This is a genomic window from Haloarcula hispanica ATCC 33960 (genome assembly GCF_000223905.1).
GTDB lineage: Archaea > Halobacteriota > Halobacteria > Halobacteriales > Haloarculaceae > Haloarcula > Haloarcula hispanica.
The window spans coordinates 2,042,552-2,060,851 of record NC_015948.1; the positions used below are offsets into that span (position 1 = coordinate 2,042,552).

The 18,300-nt window shown below is 49.6% G+C and carries 13 protein-coding genes and 2 pseudogenes; 8 read left to right on the plus strand and 7 right to left on the minus strand.

What is annotated here, in order from left to right:
• Positions 1–7: 7 nt before the first annotated feature.
• The gene (locus tag HAH_RS10240) at positions 8–457 is read right to left on the minus strand and encodes an HVO_A0114 family putative DNA-binding protein (RefSeq protein WP_014040852.1); all 450 of its coding nucleotides are present in this window, start codon (positions 455–457) and stop codon (positions 8–10) included.
• Positions 458–812: 355 nt separating this feature from the next.
• Between HAH_RS10240 and HAH_RS10245 the strand changes: the two genes are divergently transcribed.
• The 6 genes from HAH_RS10245 (at position 813) to HAH_RS10270 (ending at position 7,468) form a co-directional block, all read left to right on the plus strand.
• The gene (locus tag HAH_RS10245) at positions 813–1,619 is read left to right on the plus strand and encodes a glycosyltransferase (protein WP_023843346.1); all 807 of its coding nucleotides are present in this window, start codon (positions 813–815) and stop codon (positions 1,617–1,619) included.
• Between the two features lie 148 nt (positions 1,620–1,767).
• A complete protein-coding gene (locus tag HAH_RS10250; protein ID WP_023843347.1) occupies positions 1,768–2,667 on the plus strand; it encodes an alkaline phosphatase family protein in 900 nt (299 codons plus the stop codon).
• A gap of 58 nt (positions 2,668–2,725) precedes the next feature.
• A complete protein-coding gene (locus HAH_RS10255) occupies positions 2,726–3,862 on the plus strand; it encodes a glycosyltransferase family 4 protein (protein WP_014040855.1) in 1,137 nt (378 codons plus the stop codon).
• Between the two features lie 32 nt (positions 3,863–3,894).
• On the plus strand, positions 3,895–5,256 hold the full coding sequence (locus HAH_RS19135) for a sulfatase (protein WP_014040856.1): 1,362 nt from the start codon (positions 3,895–3,897) through the stop codon (positions 5,254–5,256).
• On the plus strand, positions 5,257–6,189 hold the full coding sequence (locus HAH_RS10265) for a glycosyltransferase family 2 protein (protein WP_023843349.1): 933 nt from the start codon (positions 5,257–5,259) through the stop codon (positions 6,187–6,189). It begins immediately after the preceding gene.
• A 91-nt stretch (positions 6,190–6,280) separates the two neighbouring features.
• A complete protein-coding gene (locus tag HAH_RS10270) occupies positions 6,281–7,468 on the plus strand; it encodes an O-antigen ligase family protein (protein WP_023843350.1) in 1,188 nt (395 codons plus the stop codon).
• An 83-nt stretch (positions 7,469–7,551) separates the two neighbouring features.
• On the opposite strand, the pseudogene HAH_RS10275 reads toward HAH_RS10270, so the two are convergent.
• A pseudogene (locus HAH_RS10275) lies at positions 7,552–8,435 on the minus strand (IS1595 family transposase).
• 177 nt (positions 8,436–8,612) lie between these two features.
• Positions 8,613–9,751, minus strand: a pseudogene (locus HAH_RS10280) (ISH3 family transposase).
• A 289-nt stretch (positions 9,752–10,040) separates the two neighbouring features.
• Here HAH_RS10280 and HAH_RS19140 point away from each other — a divergent pair.
• Both HAH_RS19140 and HAH_RS19510 read left to right on the plus strand, forming a co-directional pair.
• A complete protein-coding gene (locus HAH_RS19140) occupies positions 10,041–11,186 on the plus strand; it encodes a glycosyltransferase family 4 protein (protein WP_014040859.1) in 1,146 nt (381 codons plus the stop codon).
• Positions 11,187–11,262: 76 nt separating this feature from the next.
• On the plus strand, positions 11,263–12,108 hold the full coding sequence (locus tag HAH_RS19510; protein WP_144443759.1) for a glycosyltransferase family protein: 846 nt from the start codon (positions 11,263–11,265) through the stop codon (positions 12,106–12,108).
• 287 nt (positions 12,109–12,395) lie between these two features.
• Here HAH_RS19510 and HAH_RS10290 read toward each other — a convergent pair whose 3' ends face one another.
• From HAH_RS10290 to HAH_RS10305, 4 genes are all read right to left on the minus strand, one after another.
• Positions 12,396–13,586 carry a glycosyltransferase gene (locus HAH_RS10290; RefSeq protein WP_014040860.1) on the minus strand — a complete coding sequence of 397 codons (1,191 nt, stop codon included), beginning with the start codon at positions 13,584–13,586 and terminating at the stop codon, positions 12,396–12,398.
• 73 nt (positions 13,587–13,659) lie between these two features.
• Entirely contained in the window at positions 13,660–15,372 is a 1,713-nt protein-coding gene (locus HAH_RS19145; protein ID WP_158307638.1) for a glycoside hydrolase family 88 protein, read from the minus strand.
• Positions 15,350–17,008, minus strand: coding sequence for a glycosyl transferase (locus tag HAH_RS10300; RefSeq protein WP_014040862.1), 1,659 nt, complete (start codon positions 17,006–17,008; stop codon positions 15,350–15,352). The genes HAH_RS19145 and HAH_RS10300 overlap by 23 nt, the downstream gene beginning before the upstream one ends.
• Complete coding sequence (locus HAH_RS10305; RefSeq protein WP_023843355.1) at positions 16,995–18,191, minus strand: glycosyltransferase family 4 protein; 1,197 nt, start codon at positions 18,189–18,191, stop codon at positions 16,995–16,997. Before HAH_RS10305 ends, HAH_RS10300 begins: the two co-directional genes overlap by 14 nt.
• Positions 18,192–18,300: the final 109 nt, after the last annotated feature.

An 18,300-nucleotide genomic window follows, 5' to 3' on the forward strand; every position in this document is an offset into this window, starting at 1 on the left:
CGCGGGTTCACGGCGCGGCTGTGTCCGTGTCGCCAGCCTCTGGATCAAGCAGGAGAGTGATGACCAGTTCGTCGAACCAGACGGCCGGTCGCTTACTCTGGCCGTCTTCCTCGAAGAAGATGATGCAGAGCTGGGCGAGCCGGCTGAGTTCCTCGTGGACGATCTTCACATCCCGGTCAACGCCCCGTGCAGTCTCGTTGATACTGGCTGGCTCTTCCCGGCGGATGGCTTCGATGAAACCGAGGACGCGCGGCGTCAGCGTCTCCATGAGGTTGTCGTAGCTGGTAAACGAGAGCCTCGGCGTGGAATCCACCGCGTCGCCCTGTTCAAGCGCTTCGACCCCGTCGGTGATGTCGTCGTGGAACTCACTGGACGACTTCACGGTCACGACGAGGGTTGATTCGGCTCGAAACTGTTCGCGCTCCATTGGATGCAGCGACGGCGTGATATCGTTCATCTTTAAACAGTGCGGAAACCCCACCCTTTCCGTGAGGTGAGAGTGTTGACGATCAGTCGGAACCGAGCGCCGAACAGGGCGCGGAGGAAGCGCGTACGCTCCGTGCAACAACCGCTGTGACCACTGCCTGATCGAATACCAAACGTATGTATTTAGTGTCGTAAAAACGTCAAAATATTGTACGGACTGAAATAGATATGGGGCGGAGTGGCAGGCTTCACGAGCGGGTTAAACAGTATGCTCGGAAGAATGGCATCCCGTCACCCACGAGCCTACCGCGAACTGATTGAACAGTGACTCAACGCCGATGACTCTTTCAGAGAAATCATAAGAGTAGCAATCAGAGGATGAGTTGATGAGTAGTATATCCGTATTACTTCCTGTCGCCGCCACAAGCGATCCGTCAAGTCTGCACCGGGCGCACCAGAGTATCAGTGAGCAAACGACACCACCCGCAGAAGTCCTGTTAGTTACAAACCAGTCGCTCACGGACGATATCGGAACGGCAATCCGTGATTTAGTCAGTACGGATCCAGACAGCCGGCACGAACACATCCCCGATGCGCAGGGGTTAGGAGGTGTACTTCAAGCGGGTCTCAAGAAGTGCACAGAACCCTTTGTCGCACGGATGGATGCAGACGATATTTCCGAACCCAAGCGGTTTGCTGAACAGTTGACTGTCCTCAAAGAAACCGAGGCAGACATCGTTGGATCACACCTTGCTGAATTTTACGATGACCCCGAACAGCCAGAACGAACACGTAAGGTTCCAACATCGCATGACGAAATCGCAGAGTGGATGCCGTGGCGATGTCCAATGAATCATCCGACTACGATGTTTGACCGTGAAGCGGTTCTCAACGCGGGCGGTTATCGTGACTTCCCGATGATGGAGGATTGGGATTTGTGGGCGCGGTGTCTTGCCGCTGGACTTCAGTTCCGCAATCTCGATCAAACGCTTGTTCGGGCACAAATTGACGAGCTCGTTGACCGTCGAGGCGGGCTAGACTACGCGAAAGCAGAACTTAGAATGGCGCGAGAACTTCGGGAACTCGGTATTGCGACACACCAAGATACTTTACAGCACCTCTGTCTCCGAATACCTCCGCGACTTCTTCCTCCCGTGGTCCGTAATGTCATCTATCATTTGTTTGCCCGCTAATGCCACTGTATTCTGTATCCCCGATCTTAACGATCAAGTACTATCGGATATGAGGACTTTATTATTCTCGGTATGGACTATCCGAACGCCACATCATAGGAATACGGTAAGCTAATCAACTATCTGGGACATCCAAATAAGAGAATCAATGAATATTGAGGACATTAAAAAAGGGGTAAAAGACCCTACAGCCGCGCTTCGGGAAGTCAATAAATTCTATCATACAAGGGGACGACAGCATTCCTACTATCCACATGGCACGGATATCTTCGCTCATGAGGACTGGGATAATCTAATCATTCTAGATGCCTGTCGATACGACGCATTTAAAGATCAAATCACCATGGATGGAACTCTGGAAAAAAGAACGTCCAGGGGCGGGATGTCGCCGGAATTCGTTCGAGGTAATTTCTCAAACAAACGATTGTACGATGTCGTCTATATCTCTGCCAACGAGTGGTTCGCACAGCTTCAAAACGAGATCAATGCAGAAGTACACCAGTTCGTGAACCTACAAATTGATCATCTTGACCTCGCGGATGTCTCGGTCCGTCCCGAAACCGTAACCGAGCAAGCGTTACGCATCGCAGAGGATTATCCGGACAAGCGGCTTATAGTCCACTATATGCAGCCACACCAACCATATATCGGGCCGACCGGGCAAGAGCACTTCGAACTTAGCCCTGGACTGATCGAAACGCTCCGCAAGAGTGATGAAATCACCGACGAACTTCTTTGGAGAGCGTATCGAGAGAACCTCGACATCGTCCTAAACTACGCCGAGGAGCTCATCTCGGAGCTGACGGGGAAAACAGTTATTACCTCGGACCACGGTGAACTCCTCGGTGAGTGCGTGTTTCCTATTCCAGTAAAGACGTACGGCCACTTTGACGGCCTGTATGTTGATGAACTCATCGACGTGCCGTGGTTTGTTTGTGATTATTCGGAGCGAAAGACGGTCCGGCCAGAGGCGCCCGTTACCGATGAGGGCAATGTAAACGCAGACGCTGTCGAGGATCGTCTTCGGCAACTCGGGTACAAGATCTAACCCCTGATGCAGGACCGAGAACTGATCACCGTCGCAACTTAGAGGGAGTCATTTCAAGATGAGCAAGACACCGAAGCTCACGTATCTCATCAGTGGTTTAGAGATCGGCGGTGCTGAGATTGGTATGGTAAGATTGCTCGACGGGATCCCTGAGGATGAACTCGACGTGACGGTCGTTGCGCTCGACGGGGGCAAACGGACCGTTGTTCCCGATATCCCCGATCACGTGGACATTGTCGATCTCCAAATTGAGAATAAACTCTTGATTCACAAGCTTTTACCTCTGATCCCTATTCTTCGAGAGACGGATATCCTCCTGGGTTCAATTTATCATGCAGAGACCGTAGCTCGTCTCTTCGATCTGGTAATTCCGGTGAATACGCTACTAACTTGGGCACACAATACAGAATTCAAGACACCGATACGTCGCTGGGTGGACAAGCTCACTATCGGTCGGTGCGATGCAATTCTTGCCGATTCGGAAGCGGTTGCGACGATGCTAGTCGAACGACAAGAGGTCGATCCGGAGAAAATCTGGACCGTTCCGATCGCTGGACTCTCGATGTCCGAGTATGATCGACCGCCTGTTCCGCTCCGATCGCTTGACTACTCAGTCGTTGGTGGCGAACCCCTCGACCACGTTGGAGAAGGTATGATCGTGGTCGGGACCGTTGGAACGCTCTCGGCGGCGAAGAACCACGACGCGATTCTTGAGGTAGCATCACGGCTGAGCGATCGAAAGGTTCATTTCGCCATCGCTGGTGATGGACCTCAACGAGAGGAACTGGTAGACGAAGTTGTCGAACGAGAACTCACTAATGTCTCGTTCATCGGGCGCGTCGATTCCGTCCCTGAGTTCCTTTCGGCCGTCGATATCTACTTTCAGCCGTCTCATTACGAGGGGCTGTGTATCACCGTTCTGGAAGCAATGGCTGCGGGTAAGCCTATCGTTGCTAGTACAGCCGGTGAGATTCCTCGGAATGTTCGGGATGGGAAAGAAGGTTTTGTCGCCGAACCCGAGAACATTGAGGCATTTGTGGAGGCGATCGAAACGTTACTCGATGATCCGGAGTTACGCTCTCGCTTCAGTGAGTCGAGCCGCCAACGAGTCGTGGAACGATACTCTCAGGAAATTCTTGTCGAGCGGTTTTGGGATGTTATCGAGAAGACTTATTTCGACGGTAGCAAATCTTAAAACCCAAGTCCGTTCCCTCCAGACAGTCGGTAATGAACCAGCCAAATATTTTGCTCGTTTCCCTGGATAGTCTTCGGCCAGATCATCTCTCTATATACGGGCACTCTCGAACTACATCACCCAATCTTCAGCAACTGTTGACGCAGGATCAGACAACCCTCTTTAAGAACGCATACGCAACAACGACTTGGACATTGCCGTCACATGCTTCCGTGTTCACCGGACGTGAACCAGCAGAACACGGAATCTTCGACAAAGGTACAAAAATTGATCCAAGCCAGACCCTTCCCCAGATATTAAGCAGAGAGGGATATCAGACAGCAGCGTTTATAAATAATGGTTGGCTTACTCAGGCAGGTATCACAGATGGATTTGACTCAAGATTTGACATCTTTGAGATGGAAATGCCCTCTAACCGAATCACAAAACAATTGAATCGGTTGAAAATAGTGCTTTCACTGAAAGATAATGGAGCACAAACTACTATAAACCAGTTCATAAACTGGAGGGACTCAACTGATAGCTGGTTTTCTTTCTTGCACTTCAATGAGCCACATTACCTATACAATCCTCCGCGATCCTATCAAAATACATACTTAAGTGGCTCTGCGGTTCCGTCCATTCTCAAACAACGGCGTGTGTTCACGAAACAGGGTGATTTCTATGCGGACAACACATCTGTTTCTGAGTCTGAGATGAATACATTCACCGACCTATATGATGGCGAAATACGTTACATAGATGATCAGTTGGGGAGATTATTTGAATATCTAAAGGAAACTGGAGGGTGGGAGAACACACTCCTTATCGTGTTCGCTGACCATGGCGAGTTGTTTGGTGAACGTGGGCTTGTTGGCCATCACTTCTGTCTCGACAACGCATTGTTGCATGTCCCTTTAATAATCAAATGGCCGACCGCCAGTGGTTCCCATCCTTCTGTAAATGAATCAGTGGTCAGCCTGAAGCATATATTCGGCACAGTTCTTGAAGCAATTGGGTGCGATCATCCACGATCAAATGCACTCCAACAGTACGACCAAGAATCAGAGAGAGACACTTGTGTATTCGCTGACTACCGAACCCCCACCTCTCTACTAAATCAATATCAAGAACAGGTCTCAGAATTTGACTTCTCAGAATATGACGTATCGTTGCAAGCAGTACAGACTCAGGACTACAAGCTAATAGCAGATGGAGACGATGAGCTACTCTACGAAATCACCGGAGCAAACCAAGAAGAAAAGATTCCAAAGGAAGGCAACGAAGAAATATATATCCGTCTCCAAGAGAAGTTGGACAACCGATCTCAAAATCTCTCCCTTATGGATCAAGAAGAGCAGAAGGATCTGAACCCGAATGTGAGGGATAACCTAGAGAAGATGGGGTATTTATAAATGCCATCGGTTAGCGTTGTAATCCCAACAATCGGTCGGATTGATCGCCTCAATAGAGCGCTCCAAAGCGTTGTCTCCCAAACTAGGACTCCGGAAGAAATTGTCGTCGTCTGTAAGTGCGACAAAAACGAACTAACGGATATCATACAGTCCGTCAACATATCAACCACACTAATTGAACAATCCGGTGACGGTCTCTCAAACGCTCGAAATGAGGGTATCAATGCCAGTTCAGGAAGCCTAATCGCTTTTCTAGATGATGATGATTGGTGGAAACCAAAGAAGATTGAGCAGCAGGTCCAAGCTATCCACAAAACAGATACCGCATTCATATTTACTGGTATAAAACACGTTGATTCGACCAGGAAAACGATTAATTTCCGAATCCCGACAGGCAAGCCAGATGAGCAGGAAATCCTGACGTGGAACGCTGTTGGAGCACCATCTACCGTTCTTGTGAAGCGATCGTGTCTAAACGCAGTTGGAGGGTTTGACGAGACACTCCCATCCCGAGAAGAGTGGGATCTTTATATACGATTACTTGAAAAGTTCGACTGCGAGTTCATTCCAGAACCCCTGATCGTAAAAGAGTCACACGACGATACGATCTCCCGTGATGTCGAACTCATAGAGCGGGACTGGATGGCTCTGTTCAAGAAACACAAATCAAAATACGATGAACGCACCGAGCGACAATTCCTCTCGAACTACCACTTTGATCTCGGACGAATGAGTTGCAAGAACGGCGACTTGCTTAAGGGACGCAACCATTTTAAGAAAAGTATCGTATACACCAATAACCCCGCCCGTATACCACATTATGTTGCTACGTTCTTTGGTGACCGGAGCTATGCCCTCTTCACAGACATTTACCGGACTCTCCGTAAGACGAAGCTACGCCTTCAGCATTCCGGAAAGTTAGATCTCTCATGATAGCTGACCGGATTGATAGATTAGAATGTATCCCTGATCTGAATATGCATCAAACTCAAAATTTAGGAAACAGAATCGTCTCTAACTTACCATGAACCGATGGAAGTCCGTCGGATTCGTGCTTATTCTGGTTGGAAGTCTGAGCACCTACACGGTATTCTTTCAGGGGACGTTTTTGCCGACGGTTCTTGTCCTCGGCTCCTGTGGTCTCTTTGTAGCATCATATCTTCTCACTGACGAGGACAGCGTGGTACGCATCCCCCGATACTTACTCGGGCCCGGGATCATGCTATTCGGGGCATACGTTCTCACAATACCATTTCGACCCACAGTGCTCTACCGACCGCTCATTGATCTTATAATAATAACGGTTAGTATGTTATTGATACCACAGACGATAGACCGGTCAATCTTTTTCGTTACAGTACGAAACTTGTCAACAGTATTGGTACTTATTGGGCTCCCAGCGGTGTTTGTAGGTCCGTACTCACTCCTCGGAACTACGATTGGATATCCGTGGCAAGTGGAGCCACCGATCCTCTCAGGACAGTTATACCCGCTTGAGTCGATATACACGAATCCGAACTTCCTGAGCGTCTTCGTCCTCGGTGGGATGCTGGTTTCACTGTATATATACGATATCGACCGGGGCAACTACTCGCTTTTCGCGCTCTTTGTAAACGGGGCCGGTCTGTTGCTCATACAGAGTCGTTCGGTTATCGTTGTCGGAACCGTCGCTGCTCTCGGATATGTATCCTACAAAATATTGAGAACACCATTATTTCGTCTGGCAGTTCTCGGGGGTACTCTTCTCGGGATAGAGAGCCTAATTCTCATTGTGACTGGCGTAGGACCACTTTCGCAGCTCAGTCTCTCAGGCAGACGCGATATCTGGCAGGCAGGTATTAGAGTGCTACTAGAGAACCCCCTTATTGGATATGGTCAAGTGCCGTTGGGACCTATAATTGAGACGGAATTAGGACGATCGGTGTCTCCACATAATTCCTATCTCCGAGTGACTCTGGAAACTGGTATTATCGGAGGTATTGCTTATGTTTGGCTGGTTGCCTCAATTCTGTTTCACCATTTGCGTGTTCCACTTGACCGGGAGCAGGCCATCACCTTCTTGTTAGCCCTTTCAGTAGCAATAGTCATGATTTTCGAGACATTCGTTATTGGAGGAATCGGATCAAGTTCAATCCTTGCTTCCATAGCCCTTGGATATCTTCTAAAAGATAATAGTGGTTATAATAACATCAATAGCGAGGAGAGTGACTAATCTGCTGTGGAAAGGAGTGATATCACTGTTTCCAACGAGGTCTTAATCCTTCTTCGCTCTTGGGTAAGCGATTGTTGGTGGCGTCATAGCGCTGTTTCAAGGATGGTTTTGAGCGCTTCGTCGCCGGGTTTTCGGCGGACGCGTTTTCGAAGCTGTAACGCTCTGAGATAGGGTGTGAGTTTGTCTTTGGAGACACCTCGATGAGGCGAGAACCACCGTCGCGCCGGCGACGCGTGGCTCTCGCACGTGTTGACGTGCACGTCTCCATCAGCGTATTCACCCTCTCCGTGGACGACGTACTGGCGGTCGAATGCGTCGTCCTCGTCGAGTGGCTCGTGTGCTCGAAAGCCGTCAGTATAGACTGTCAGCGACTCCTCTTTGCGGTCGTCAAGCAGGAGTCGAATCGTTGACTCACCGGCGGCTTTCGCCGGATGAACGTACGTTTCTCCCGTGCCGCGGTCAGCGAGGATGAACACGGGCGGCTTGTCTTCGTAATAGGTTCCACAACCGCGCGTGGACAGGCCACGCGAGCGCGACCAGCCGTCGCGCTCGCGGCCCTTCTTCCCTGCGTTGACGTACAGCTCGTCGATTTCGACTGGCCCTTCGAGTTGTGGCCGAGGCGCGTCCAGCGCCCGCAGGAAGCGCTGAACGCGCCGGTAGACCGTCTTGTACGAAACGGCGATTCTGCATCGAGTTGCCGAATACTCGTGTTCAGCCGGATATACGTGTAGACGGCGAGATACCACTTCCTGAGCGGTATCGTTGAATGTTCGAAGACCGTGCCGGTCTTGTCGTTGAACGTCCGGCCGCAATCCTTACACAGATACCGTTGAAGCACCCGATAGCTGCCGTACCGAATCGCTGATTCGGTACGGCAGCGCGGGCAATAGACGCCGTCACGCCAACGAATCTGTGCCAACAGATTCGCGGCCCGACACTCCGAGACGAACGTCTTGAGTGGAATCATGCTCAGTACCTCACAAAGCATCGCCAGTTAACCTGAGCTGAATCACCTGTTCTGTTGAGAAGAGTCGTTGATACTGGTCGAAGAAAGCTAATCGAAGGTGGAGCTGCCGCTGTCGGCGGCGATCAGCCGCCGACGCGGCAGCGTTGCCACTCGTTATGCGGTGTCCTCGGTCAGTAATTACCGGTGGAACCGGTCGTCCGGTGGCCGGTTTGCGGGGACGGCCCGACGCACTGCGAGGGCCGTCCACGCTGCCCGACACAGCATGTTGATGAACTCCTCGGACGACCAAGACCAGAGGCGACGCCCGCCACGGCGGGGCGTCGCCACATACTCCCAATGGAGATACCGCAACACATTCTGCAAGAGTAGGCTTACAACGACGTACAGCAACCTTACAACCGGATTCTGCGTCGTGGTCGTCACGATGCTTTGTTCGGAGAGTCGGCAGCTCGCCTCGATACCGAAGCGTTTCGCGTAGTGGTATCGAGCATCTCGTGGTGTTTCAATGAACGGCGCGTCAGCGGCGTAGCCGTGACGCGCCACTCCGTGTTCGTCGTACCGTCCGTTTTGATAGATACAGTCGATATAGACGGGAAACTCGACGGTCCAGCTGTGACCGTCGAGTTTCCCCGTCATCTCGTGTTGGATGACACGACTCCATCCTTCCGAAAGTTCCTGCTTGATCGTCTTTCCCCACCGGACGACCGGCATCACGTACGCGTAATTGTGGTGCCTGAAGAAGCGCGAGACACTTGCTATCGGAGAATTCTCGGTCAAGATAGACGGCCTTGACGCTGCGGTCAAGGCCGCCAAGGAGACCAAAAAAACTCGGCAAGGACGCTGCTGGCGGTGTCGCCGTCGACAAGACGGCGCACCGCCAGCGTGTATCGCTTATTCTTCACACGCGCGTAGAGTGTTGCATAGGCATGGAATGCGGTGGTTCCATGCTTCGCTTCTGAGTGATAGAGGCCATTTGTCTCGTCCTCGTCACCGTCGTAGGGTCGCAGGTGAAGGTCTGCGACAACCTCCACCTGCTCAGGGAGAACCTCTAGAACGTCCTTTTCCAGGAGTGCGTTCCCGACTTGTTCAACCGACGCTAAATCGAATTTCTCACGGAGATGGTACAGAACCGTGTTTTCGTGGGGAGAATCTTCACTGGTCTCGCAGAGTTCAGATATCGAGGTCCCGTCGGCGCATGCGCCGACGAGGACCTCTAAGATGTCCTCAGCATCGATTTCAGCATTGTTACCGAGTCCGAGAACAACTTCCTCGTCAAGCGAGTTGACGAGAAAAGTAAGGCGCTGGTCCTCGTGGATTTCATCGTCTGCTTGCTATTGGTGTTTGGTCACACTTCAACAAGCAGACTTCTCAACTAACGGGCTTTGTGAGGTACTGATGCTTCGTCGGGCGGCGCGGCCTCGCTACCCTTGCCCGCTGTGACTTCCAGCTACTGCTCCAGCTTACCAACAATCCGGTACAGAAGAGCGATCCTTCTTTGGCTACTTTTGGCTGTGTGACGTGGCTACGCCATCTGGTCTAAGATTGTCTGAATACTACCATCTGAACATACCAACCTTTAATCCCGATAAAATATTGGGACAATATATGGGGAGTATCGCAGTTGTTCATCATGATTTGAAATCTATTGGAGGTGCAGAGGCTGTTTGTATGAATATTCTTGAGGCGCTACAGAGTCAGCACGATCTGTATTTAATAACATTCGAAGGCGCGGATATTGATAGGCTTAATCAAGCCTTCAATACAAAAGTTGAACCAGAGGAAATAACAATCCACCAGCCTAGAATTTTTTCAATTCTATCTAAGGCGTTTCCTAAACGGTTCTCTATTTTAAAAGATGCACTACGGTATTTATATTTGGATCTGTTTTTGGAAGATGTTGATTTAGTATTCAGTACTAAAAATGAAATGTATTTGGATTCGTTTACTCTACATTATGTTCACAAATCTTCTTTTCCAGACTATATCAATCCCAATCCGCAGACAGTATTACGTGAAATATATCTATCACTAAGTCATTGGATAGGCGGTCTTGATGAGAGCAAAGTACGGAATGATGTCTTTCTCGCTAACTCTGGTTGGACAGCTACATCTCTGTCTGAATACTATGGGGTGGAACCAACAGTGGTATATCCGCCGATAGATACAGCTCGATTCACTGATCAAGCATGGGAAGACCGTGAATCTGGCTTTCTTTGTATCGGTGAGATTGATCCCAGAAAGAATATATTGGAAAATATTGATATTATAGCTGAGTTATGGAATAGAAACCACGATGTTCATCTACATATTATTGGGCCTATTAATTCTCGGGATTATTATCGAAAGGTCGCAGATAGGGCTGACGACTATGATTTTATCCATATCGAGGGTGAATTAAGCTTTGAAGATATAAATGATATGATTGATAATCACAAATACGGGATACATGGAATGTCAAAGGAACCGTTTGGTATGGTAGTGGCGGAAATGATTGCTGGTGGTATGATCCCTTTCGTTCCGAATGGGGGTGGCCAAGTTGAAGTTGTCAATAAAGAAGGCAATCTGATTTATAGTTCTCCTTCTGAGGCAGTTAAAAAGACTGAACACGTTATTTCGGATCTTGAAGTTCAACAAGAAATTAAAGGGGAGCTTGAGGAAATGAAAACCGCTTTCACTAAGGATCGTTTCCACAATGAAATCAGAGATATTGTCGATAGAACGATTGACGAGCAAAAATCAGGCAACATATAATACACTGCGACAGCTCCACCCGACCAACAATCTTATTCCGAAAAGTGTAGTACTATATGGTTGAGTTTTGTTTGTGATGGACCGAGGGATATTGTATTTCGCAAAGGGTGACGAGTTTGTTTTAGAAGCGGAAAAATCGGCAAAGAGGACACAGGAATTAATGGATTACCCAATTACGTTGGTGACTGATATCGATATAAGCCCCAATCCCTTCGATAATATTATAATCGACGATACTGAATTCACCCGATCTGATAAACCAAAGAGTTTGCTAAGGTCGCCATATGAAAAGACGATTTTTCTTGACTCAGATATCTGGCTAGAGGACTCAATTTCTGAGTTGTTTGATATCCTTGACCGATTTGAGATGGCATTAGCGAAAGATCCAAAAGAACCACACGTTCACTATATGGACAAATCTCACCCGATTGACGGAGTTCCAAAGGCATTCCCCGAATACAATACTGGGGTGGTTGCATACAACCAAACTCCCGGGGTAACTCAGTTATTCGAAGAGTGGAAAGAACGATGTAAGCCTGAACATGATCGTGATCAACTATCATTTCGATCAAGCCTATATCGATCCGATATTAGATTTACAACTCTTCGGCCTGAATATAATTGTATGTATCGATCCCACAATGCACTGAATGGGGATGTAAAGGTTTTCCATGGAAAACTGATGGAGGATCCACGATACCCTTCCCTGGATAAGGCTTTACAGAAACTTAACCAACATTCTGGCCCGCGTGTTAGTTATGGCTACGATCCATATGTAGAGACTATCCCACCTCGTTCCGTCCCGATCTATCTGCGTTCCAGATTAGCTCGTCTGCGATCAATTATCGAACGAAGGGGTATTATTGCAGCAGTCAAACAAATGGGTTCATTCCTTTGGCGGAGGTACAACGGGAGTAACTGATCCTTAACGGCGAAGCAGTCAATGAGTCCGTGGACTGGCCCCGACAAGATTCTGTTATCGTGCGAAGCTGTAGGTACAGCCGGCCTCCTCTATAACCGGAACCTCATCGTAAAGTGGCTCCTGACAGTCACCATATGAATCGACCGCTTCCACTCGTTTGGCGGGGCAGTCAGGCCAGCGTGAAACGCCGGCTGAGACGCTTCAGACACTACTACAACCGCCACCGACCGAACCAAGCGTTAGATGGCTCAACACCATCTGAGGAGGTGCTGAACTAGACAGTGCTATTAATAATGATTAATTGCTTTTTTGAACACGGATTTTAATTTGTCGGCTTCGTGTTCAACATTAAATTTTTGCGCCACTTTTTCCCGCCCTGCTTCACCAAACCGGTGTTGTTTTTCCGAATCGGACAGGATTGACGAGATCGCTTCTGCTAATCCATCGGTGTTCTTCGGTTCCACTACCAAACCATTTTGTTGATGGTCAATTAGTTCAGGAATACCCGAGACATTCGTCGAAATCGGTGGTGTCTGCATCGCCATCGATTCCATCAGTGCAACAGGGATACCGTCTCGATCACCCGATTCGGCTACGATACACGGAAGAAGAAAACAAGAAGCCTTGTCAAATTCAGTAACTAACCTCTCGTCACTAACATTGCCTAACAGTTTCACGGTATCATTCAGGTTGTGATTATTAATCTGCATACTAAGCTCGTCTTCCATTTCGCCTGAACCAACAATATGATACTCAAGATCAGGGAATTGATCGATCACCTTCGATACCGCCTCAATAGCGTAGGGTAGTCCTTTCTTTTCTACGAATCGAGAGACGGTGAGAATGCGCATATCGGCTATCAAAGAGCTTGGTTCGAATTTTTTCGGGCGTATTCCAGCGTGTACAACATTAATCGGCGAGATGTCCGTGATTTCACTTTCAATATAGTTCTTGTTGTACTCCGAAATCGTTACGACATGATCCACCTTACTGATGATGTGTTCTAACTGCTTCCTGTTGGGGTTGTCGTACAGATCTGCTGCGTGAGCGGTTACAGTAAAGGGAACATCGTAATATGATGCAACGTACCGTCCTGGGAACCTCTCCAAAGAAGCAGAATGACCGTGTACCAGATCAATATCGAGATTCTGCTCTCCTACGAACTCAATACACTGTTTACTTCGGTGAAAAGCTACAGCGTGTCGCTTCGGAGAAGCCTTGAATACGGCGTTTTGTAGAACACGCGGATGAATAACCTTGGATGACACCAAATCAATTACGTCAATATAACTCGGAGCATCGGCATAGCGTACTGGAACATCAAGTTCCTCGTATTCCTCGTGTTCAATATCCTCATCCGGGTTGTTTAACGCGAAAACTACGACATTATGACCTCTGTTTTCGAGCTCGTAGATTTCGTTCAGTACGAAACTCTCAGATAATTTCGGGAAACTTCCCAAGTAGTAGAGTATGTTCATCAGTTGTGGCAACAAAACGAGTCTCTGTAATTCTTGTCATCGAAATCAATACCGTTTTTAGTGCACATTTCATCTATCCTACGGCAGTAAGATAGCCGTTTTTTGCTAATATGTAGTAGGCGTTTCCGTAGAGAAAGGCCGTCGTTGTATTTCGATTGCCGACGATAGTACCCTCTATATTCCAGGCTCTAATCCCGCCATATCCTCCCCTGTCACTGTAATGCTGCGCATCTTCACACCACTGTATAGCAGTCCTGACTGTGGGGAGAAATGTTGCATCATCTAAAACCTTTTCTGCACGAAGCAGTTCGTAGGCCAATAGCGGTGTAGCTTTGTTGTCCTCGCCGTTGTGACTATTATCTGTTGCGTAGAGCCACGATCCGTTATCGCACTGACGATCAACTACCCACATGGCTACCTCCTCAATTATGTCCCGTAATTGATCGTTATGTAATAGCTGATAGGCGCTGATCAGACCGTCAAGTGCCCATCCCTGTCCTCGGGTATACGACGAACGGTCGTCCTCGCCGTCGGCGTACCACGTCTTTTTAAACGAACCGTTCCCATCGTAGAGATTATCCACGAACCATTTAACGAACCGCTCACACGCGTCCCGCCATCGCTCCTCGCCATCAATCTCGTAGAGGCGATAGAACAGATCAGTAGTAAATCCCGCATCGACGTACAGCCAAGAGAAGTCCCACTCATTTGAACGGCCGATGCCTAGCTGACCGTTTGACCGCATCCCTTCGTCGAGTATCCAGGCTGCTACGTCTTTGGCGCCATCCAGATATCGTGATTCGCCAGTCACTCGGTAGAGGGGAAGCAACCCGTTGGCAGCGATGAACGCCGAATCGTTCGGTGCTTCCCACTTCTGGATTCCAGTCGGCGAGTTTCTGGGAAAATCCCATCGGACGGTGAAGGCGCCGTTGTCGTGCTGCAGTTGCAAGAGTTTTTTGCCGCAACGTATGGCGCTTTTTCTGTACGCGGAACGGCTCGTCCGGTCCCACTCCGACACGAGGGCCCTGATTGCAAGCCCGGAACACCAGATCCAGGAACTCAACATATATCGGTTCGAGTGATAGTCGTAACATCCGTGAAACGTGTCCTGGAACTGACTGCCTTTTTTCTCGTTTTGCGAGTCGAGAATGAACTGCACCGCTGCTTCTCTATTCCCTAGTGGTAGAGTTTCGTCTGTGTGTCCTACGTGATGTTCACGTCTTGTCCGTGAGTGATCATTTGTTTCGAATGGATTTCCGGACGAAACGACGTACTGGCCGGGCCCAAAATTTACGTTCTCGATTGACGAACCTAACGCGAGCCAGAGATCCGATTCGAATGTCGAACGGCAGGTAACGACGTTCTCACCGGGCTCACAGACATCTATATCTACTCGTTTCCAGCGCTTTCCAGCGTCAAACCCGATCCGATTTCCGTTCAAGTAAACGTGGTCGGTTCCATCATCGACACCGATTACTGCAAATTTTGCATCAGAAAATACTGGGGGCAGATGACATAACTGACAACGCCAGTCCTCGTCCGTGGTAGATCTGGAGGGGAACATTCCCCCGAGGTGATCTCTGAATCTTCCGGCCACATAGCTCATTACGTGACGGAATGGTACTGATTTCGCTGGACGATTCCCTCCCCACCTCACCGATAGTTCGGTCCGGACTGGATCTAGAGTGACTCCGACCGCACCACCTGTTATCTCCCCTGCACCTGGCTGAGAAACTGGTGCGGCTGAGACGTAAGCTGTTGGCTTATCTTCTTGACCGGTCTTCATCGTTTGTAGTGTTATCATCGGTTCTGAAAACGATTCTTATCTCTAATTCACATCTTCCGGTCGCTCCGAGTGTTGATTCGACGCGGTAGGTGGTTCCAGATCCGAGAACCGTATCGACGCGTTCGGTTGACAAGGACACTCCCTCGACACTACAGATACTACACGTCTCTGGGAGTGAATACGTCATCTGTACGGTGATGTCCTCGGTTTCAGCGGTGCTCGCCGCAACTTCATCATGAAGCGTGATTTCAGTACAATCGAACGTAAAGCGACGATTCCAGTCGAAGTTTCCGGCCCTGGTCGAGATTTGCTTGCTCCCAACGAGTCGATTCCCGGAATACTGATCGATGGTCCCCGTCGTTCGAACGCTGTCCCAAAGGCGTGTATCGTTTTGATGTATCCAGAGTACGTGGCCCGAAGATTCGATACTGCCAGAAGGCCCCGGGGGTAGGGAACACAACTCACCTGATACGTCTAGCATCGCAAGACTGAGGGCAGCGTCGTAGTTCCCTCCTCTCCCGTTCGAAACGACAGCTGAATACCGTTCCTGGTCCACCGAGAACAATCCGCCTCGTTCTCGGAAGAAAGCACGGGCCTGTTTCGATTCCCCTTTAGCTGTCCAGTCTGTACTCTTGAGGAGCGAAAGGGAGCGCGCGAGCCACGCACTACAATGAGCGTTGTAGACACTGTGGTACGCATACTGAGCCTGACACTCGATACGTTCGTCGTACGCTTTGCGATTGGCGACTACCGGTAATCGCCCGTCAGGTCGCTGAAAGTCTGTGATTTGCTCTATGATCGGGCGGGCAACGGTCAGGTAGGATGTGTCCTCCGTCTCTATCGCTGCCGCTAGAAGAACGTAAAATGACACACCGTATGTAAAGATGTGGCCGGCGGATCGTCCACGGTAGGTCGGATGCCCATTTTTCGGGAGATAAGGGAGAAGGACTCGGACGCTCCGGAGGAAGATTCGCCTGACGAGGCTGTTATCCGTGTAGTAGTAGTACCGATGGAGTAATGCTGCTGTGTACATGTGATAGGCGAGTGGAACGTACGGTGGATCGACGTGCTCGAAATCGTACGCATCGAAACTATCGGTGAACAGTCCGTCGAATTGCCAATAGCCTAGCATTTGAATAAACTCTCGAAATGCGTGTCGTCGGAACCGCCCGCTTCCCGTCACATTATAAACAAGGCGGTCTAGTAAAACATTCATCGCGTGCCAGTTACAGTTAGAGGGATTGTCTCGGGTGTCCCAGCGGTGCACGACATCGCGCCACTTAGACAATTGAGTCCTCGAACCGAACTGTTTGGCTTTCAACAGGGCTTCAATGAAACCGAGTCGGCGATGCTGATAGTGTTCTGCGTGAGTTCCTCGAGGATATCCAGCGCTGGTTCGCGCGTGAAAGTTCATGGCTCGCTCGAAATGCTCGTCGTAGTCGGGGAGTAGACCCCGGGAGCGAAGTACTGCGAGCGCGAGTGCGAACTCTTCGGTCGCGTAGTTGTCTCCCACGACCCGTCCGAGGATGTGGTCTTCGATCCCACCTGAATCAGGTCCAGTCTCTATTTGATACTCGGCAAGCCACTCGACATTCTCCGACACCAGCGAAAGTACCTCGCTCTCAAGACTGTTCATTTATCCCCGATTTATAAACGTTTAAGATTCGTTGTGCATTTTGGGTCCAGGTGTATTCGTCGAGGATTCTTTCACGTGCTCGTCGTCCGGTTTTATCGAGCTCGTTCGGCTGATTTCGTGACAGGTTGAGCACATCGCGGACCTCCTCGACCAGTGCGTCAACCGCGCCCGATGGAATCAGATATCCATTCTCGCCATCGTCGATGATGCGTTCTATCTGACCGATCGCCGAACATATCGTCGGGAGCGCCATACTCATGTACTCGAAGAGTTTCACCGGTGAATAGTAGAAAAACGATAGATCGGGGTACGGAGCGACGGCGACGTCCATAGAGGAAAGATACCCTGGTATCTCCGAGTGTGGAACTGAACCCGGAAGCTCGAAGAAGTCGTCTAGACCGGACTGAGATATTTCTTTCTGGAGATCTTCGTATAGTGGTCCTGACCCCACAAGCAGAAATCGGATACTGTCACGCAAATCTGACAACTGCTTCCCAGCCTGAACAAGGTTGGAAACGCCGTGCCAGTCTTTGAAACTTCCGACAAAACCGATAGTGAACCGATCGTCAGGGGTCCTCGCAGGTGTATCCGGGTTGAACTGGTCCGGATTCACTCCGTTCGGGACTACTGTAATCTTCTCTTCGTCCACGTATTTACTGAAATAGTCTTTGAGTTCTCGTGAGACTGCGAGAATCTTGGTCGCATCTTGGCACGCCTCTCTCTCGGCTCGCTCGGCCACCCTCGGTCTCTGGAGCCCTCCCCCGTACTCGTTCGCCTCGTATATGAGCGGTGAGTTTACTTCGAGTACGAATGGAATATTCCGGTTTCTCGCGAAACGCGCTCCCTTGTAGCTATACAGACTGTATCGTTCGTGTATCACATCGATGTCGTCGGGAATCCGTCGAAGAGCAAAAGATAATTCAAAATTCTTCGCGATGGATTCCAGGTCGAAGACCTTGTTTAGATAACCGTGAGCCAACGGTGTTGTCGGCAGTTGCACTTCCTTGGCAGGTATCGAATTCTGTCCTGATTGCCCGGTTCCAGGACGATAGAGGACTAGTGGCTCCACGCCGCAATTTGAGAGCGAAGTGATGTACTCTCTGATATGAATTGAACTTCCGGCTGATCCGTATAGGGGGATGCCCCCATCGTTGCAAACATAGGCGACCCGTGAGACGGTCATCTGTATCGAATATGAAATGGGCATAAAAAAGGGTTTATACTCACCTGAGAGGACGGATGTCAGCCTTAGCGTAAAGGAAAACAGGGGGCGAACGTTCTGGTGGGTGTTC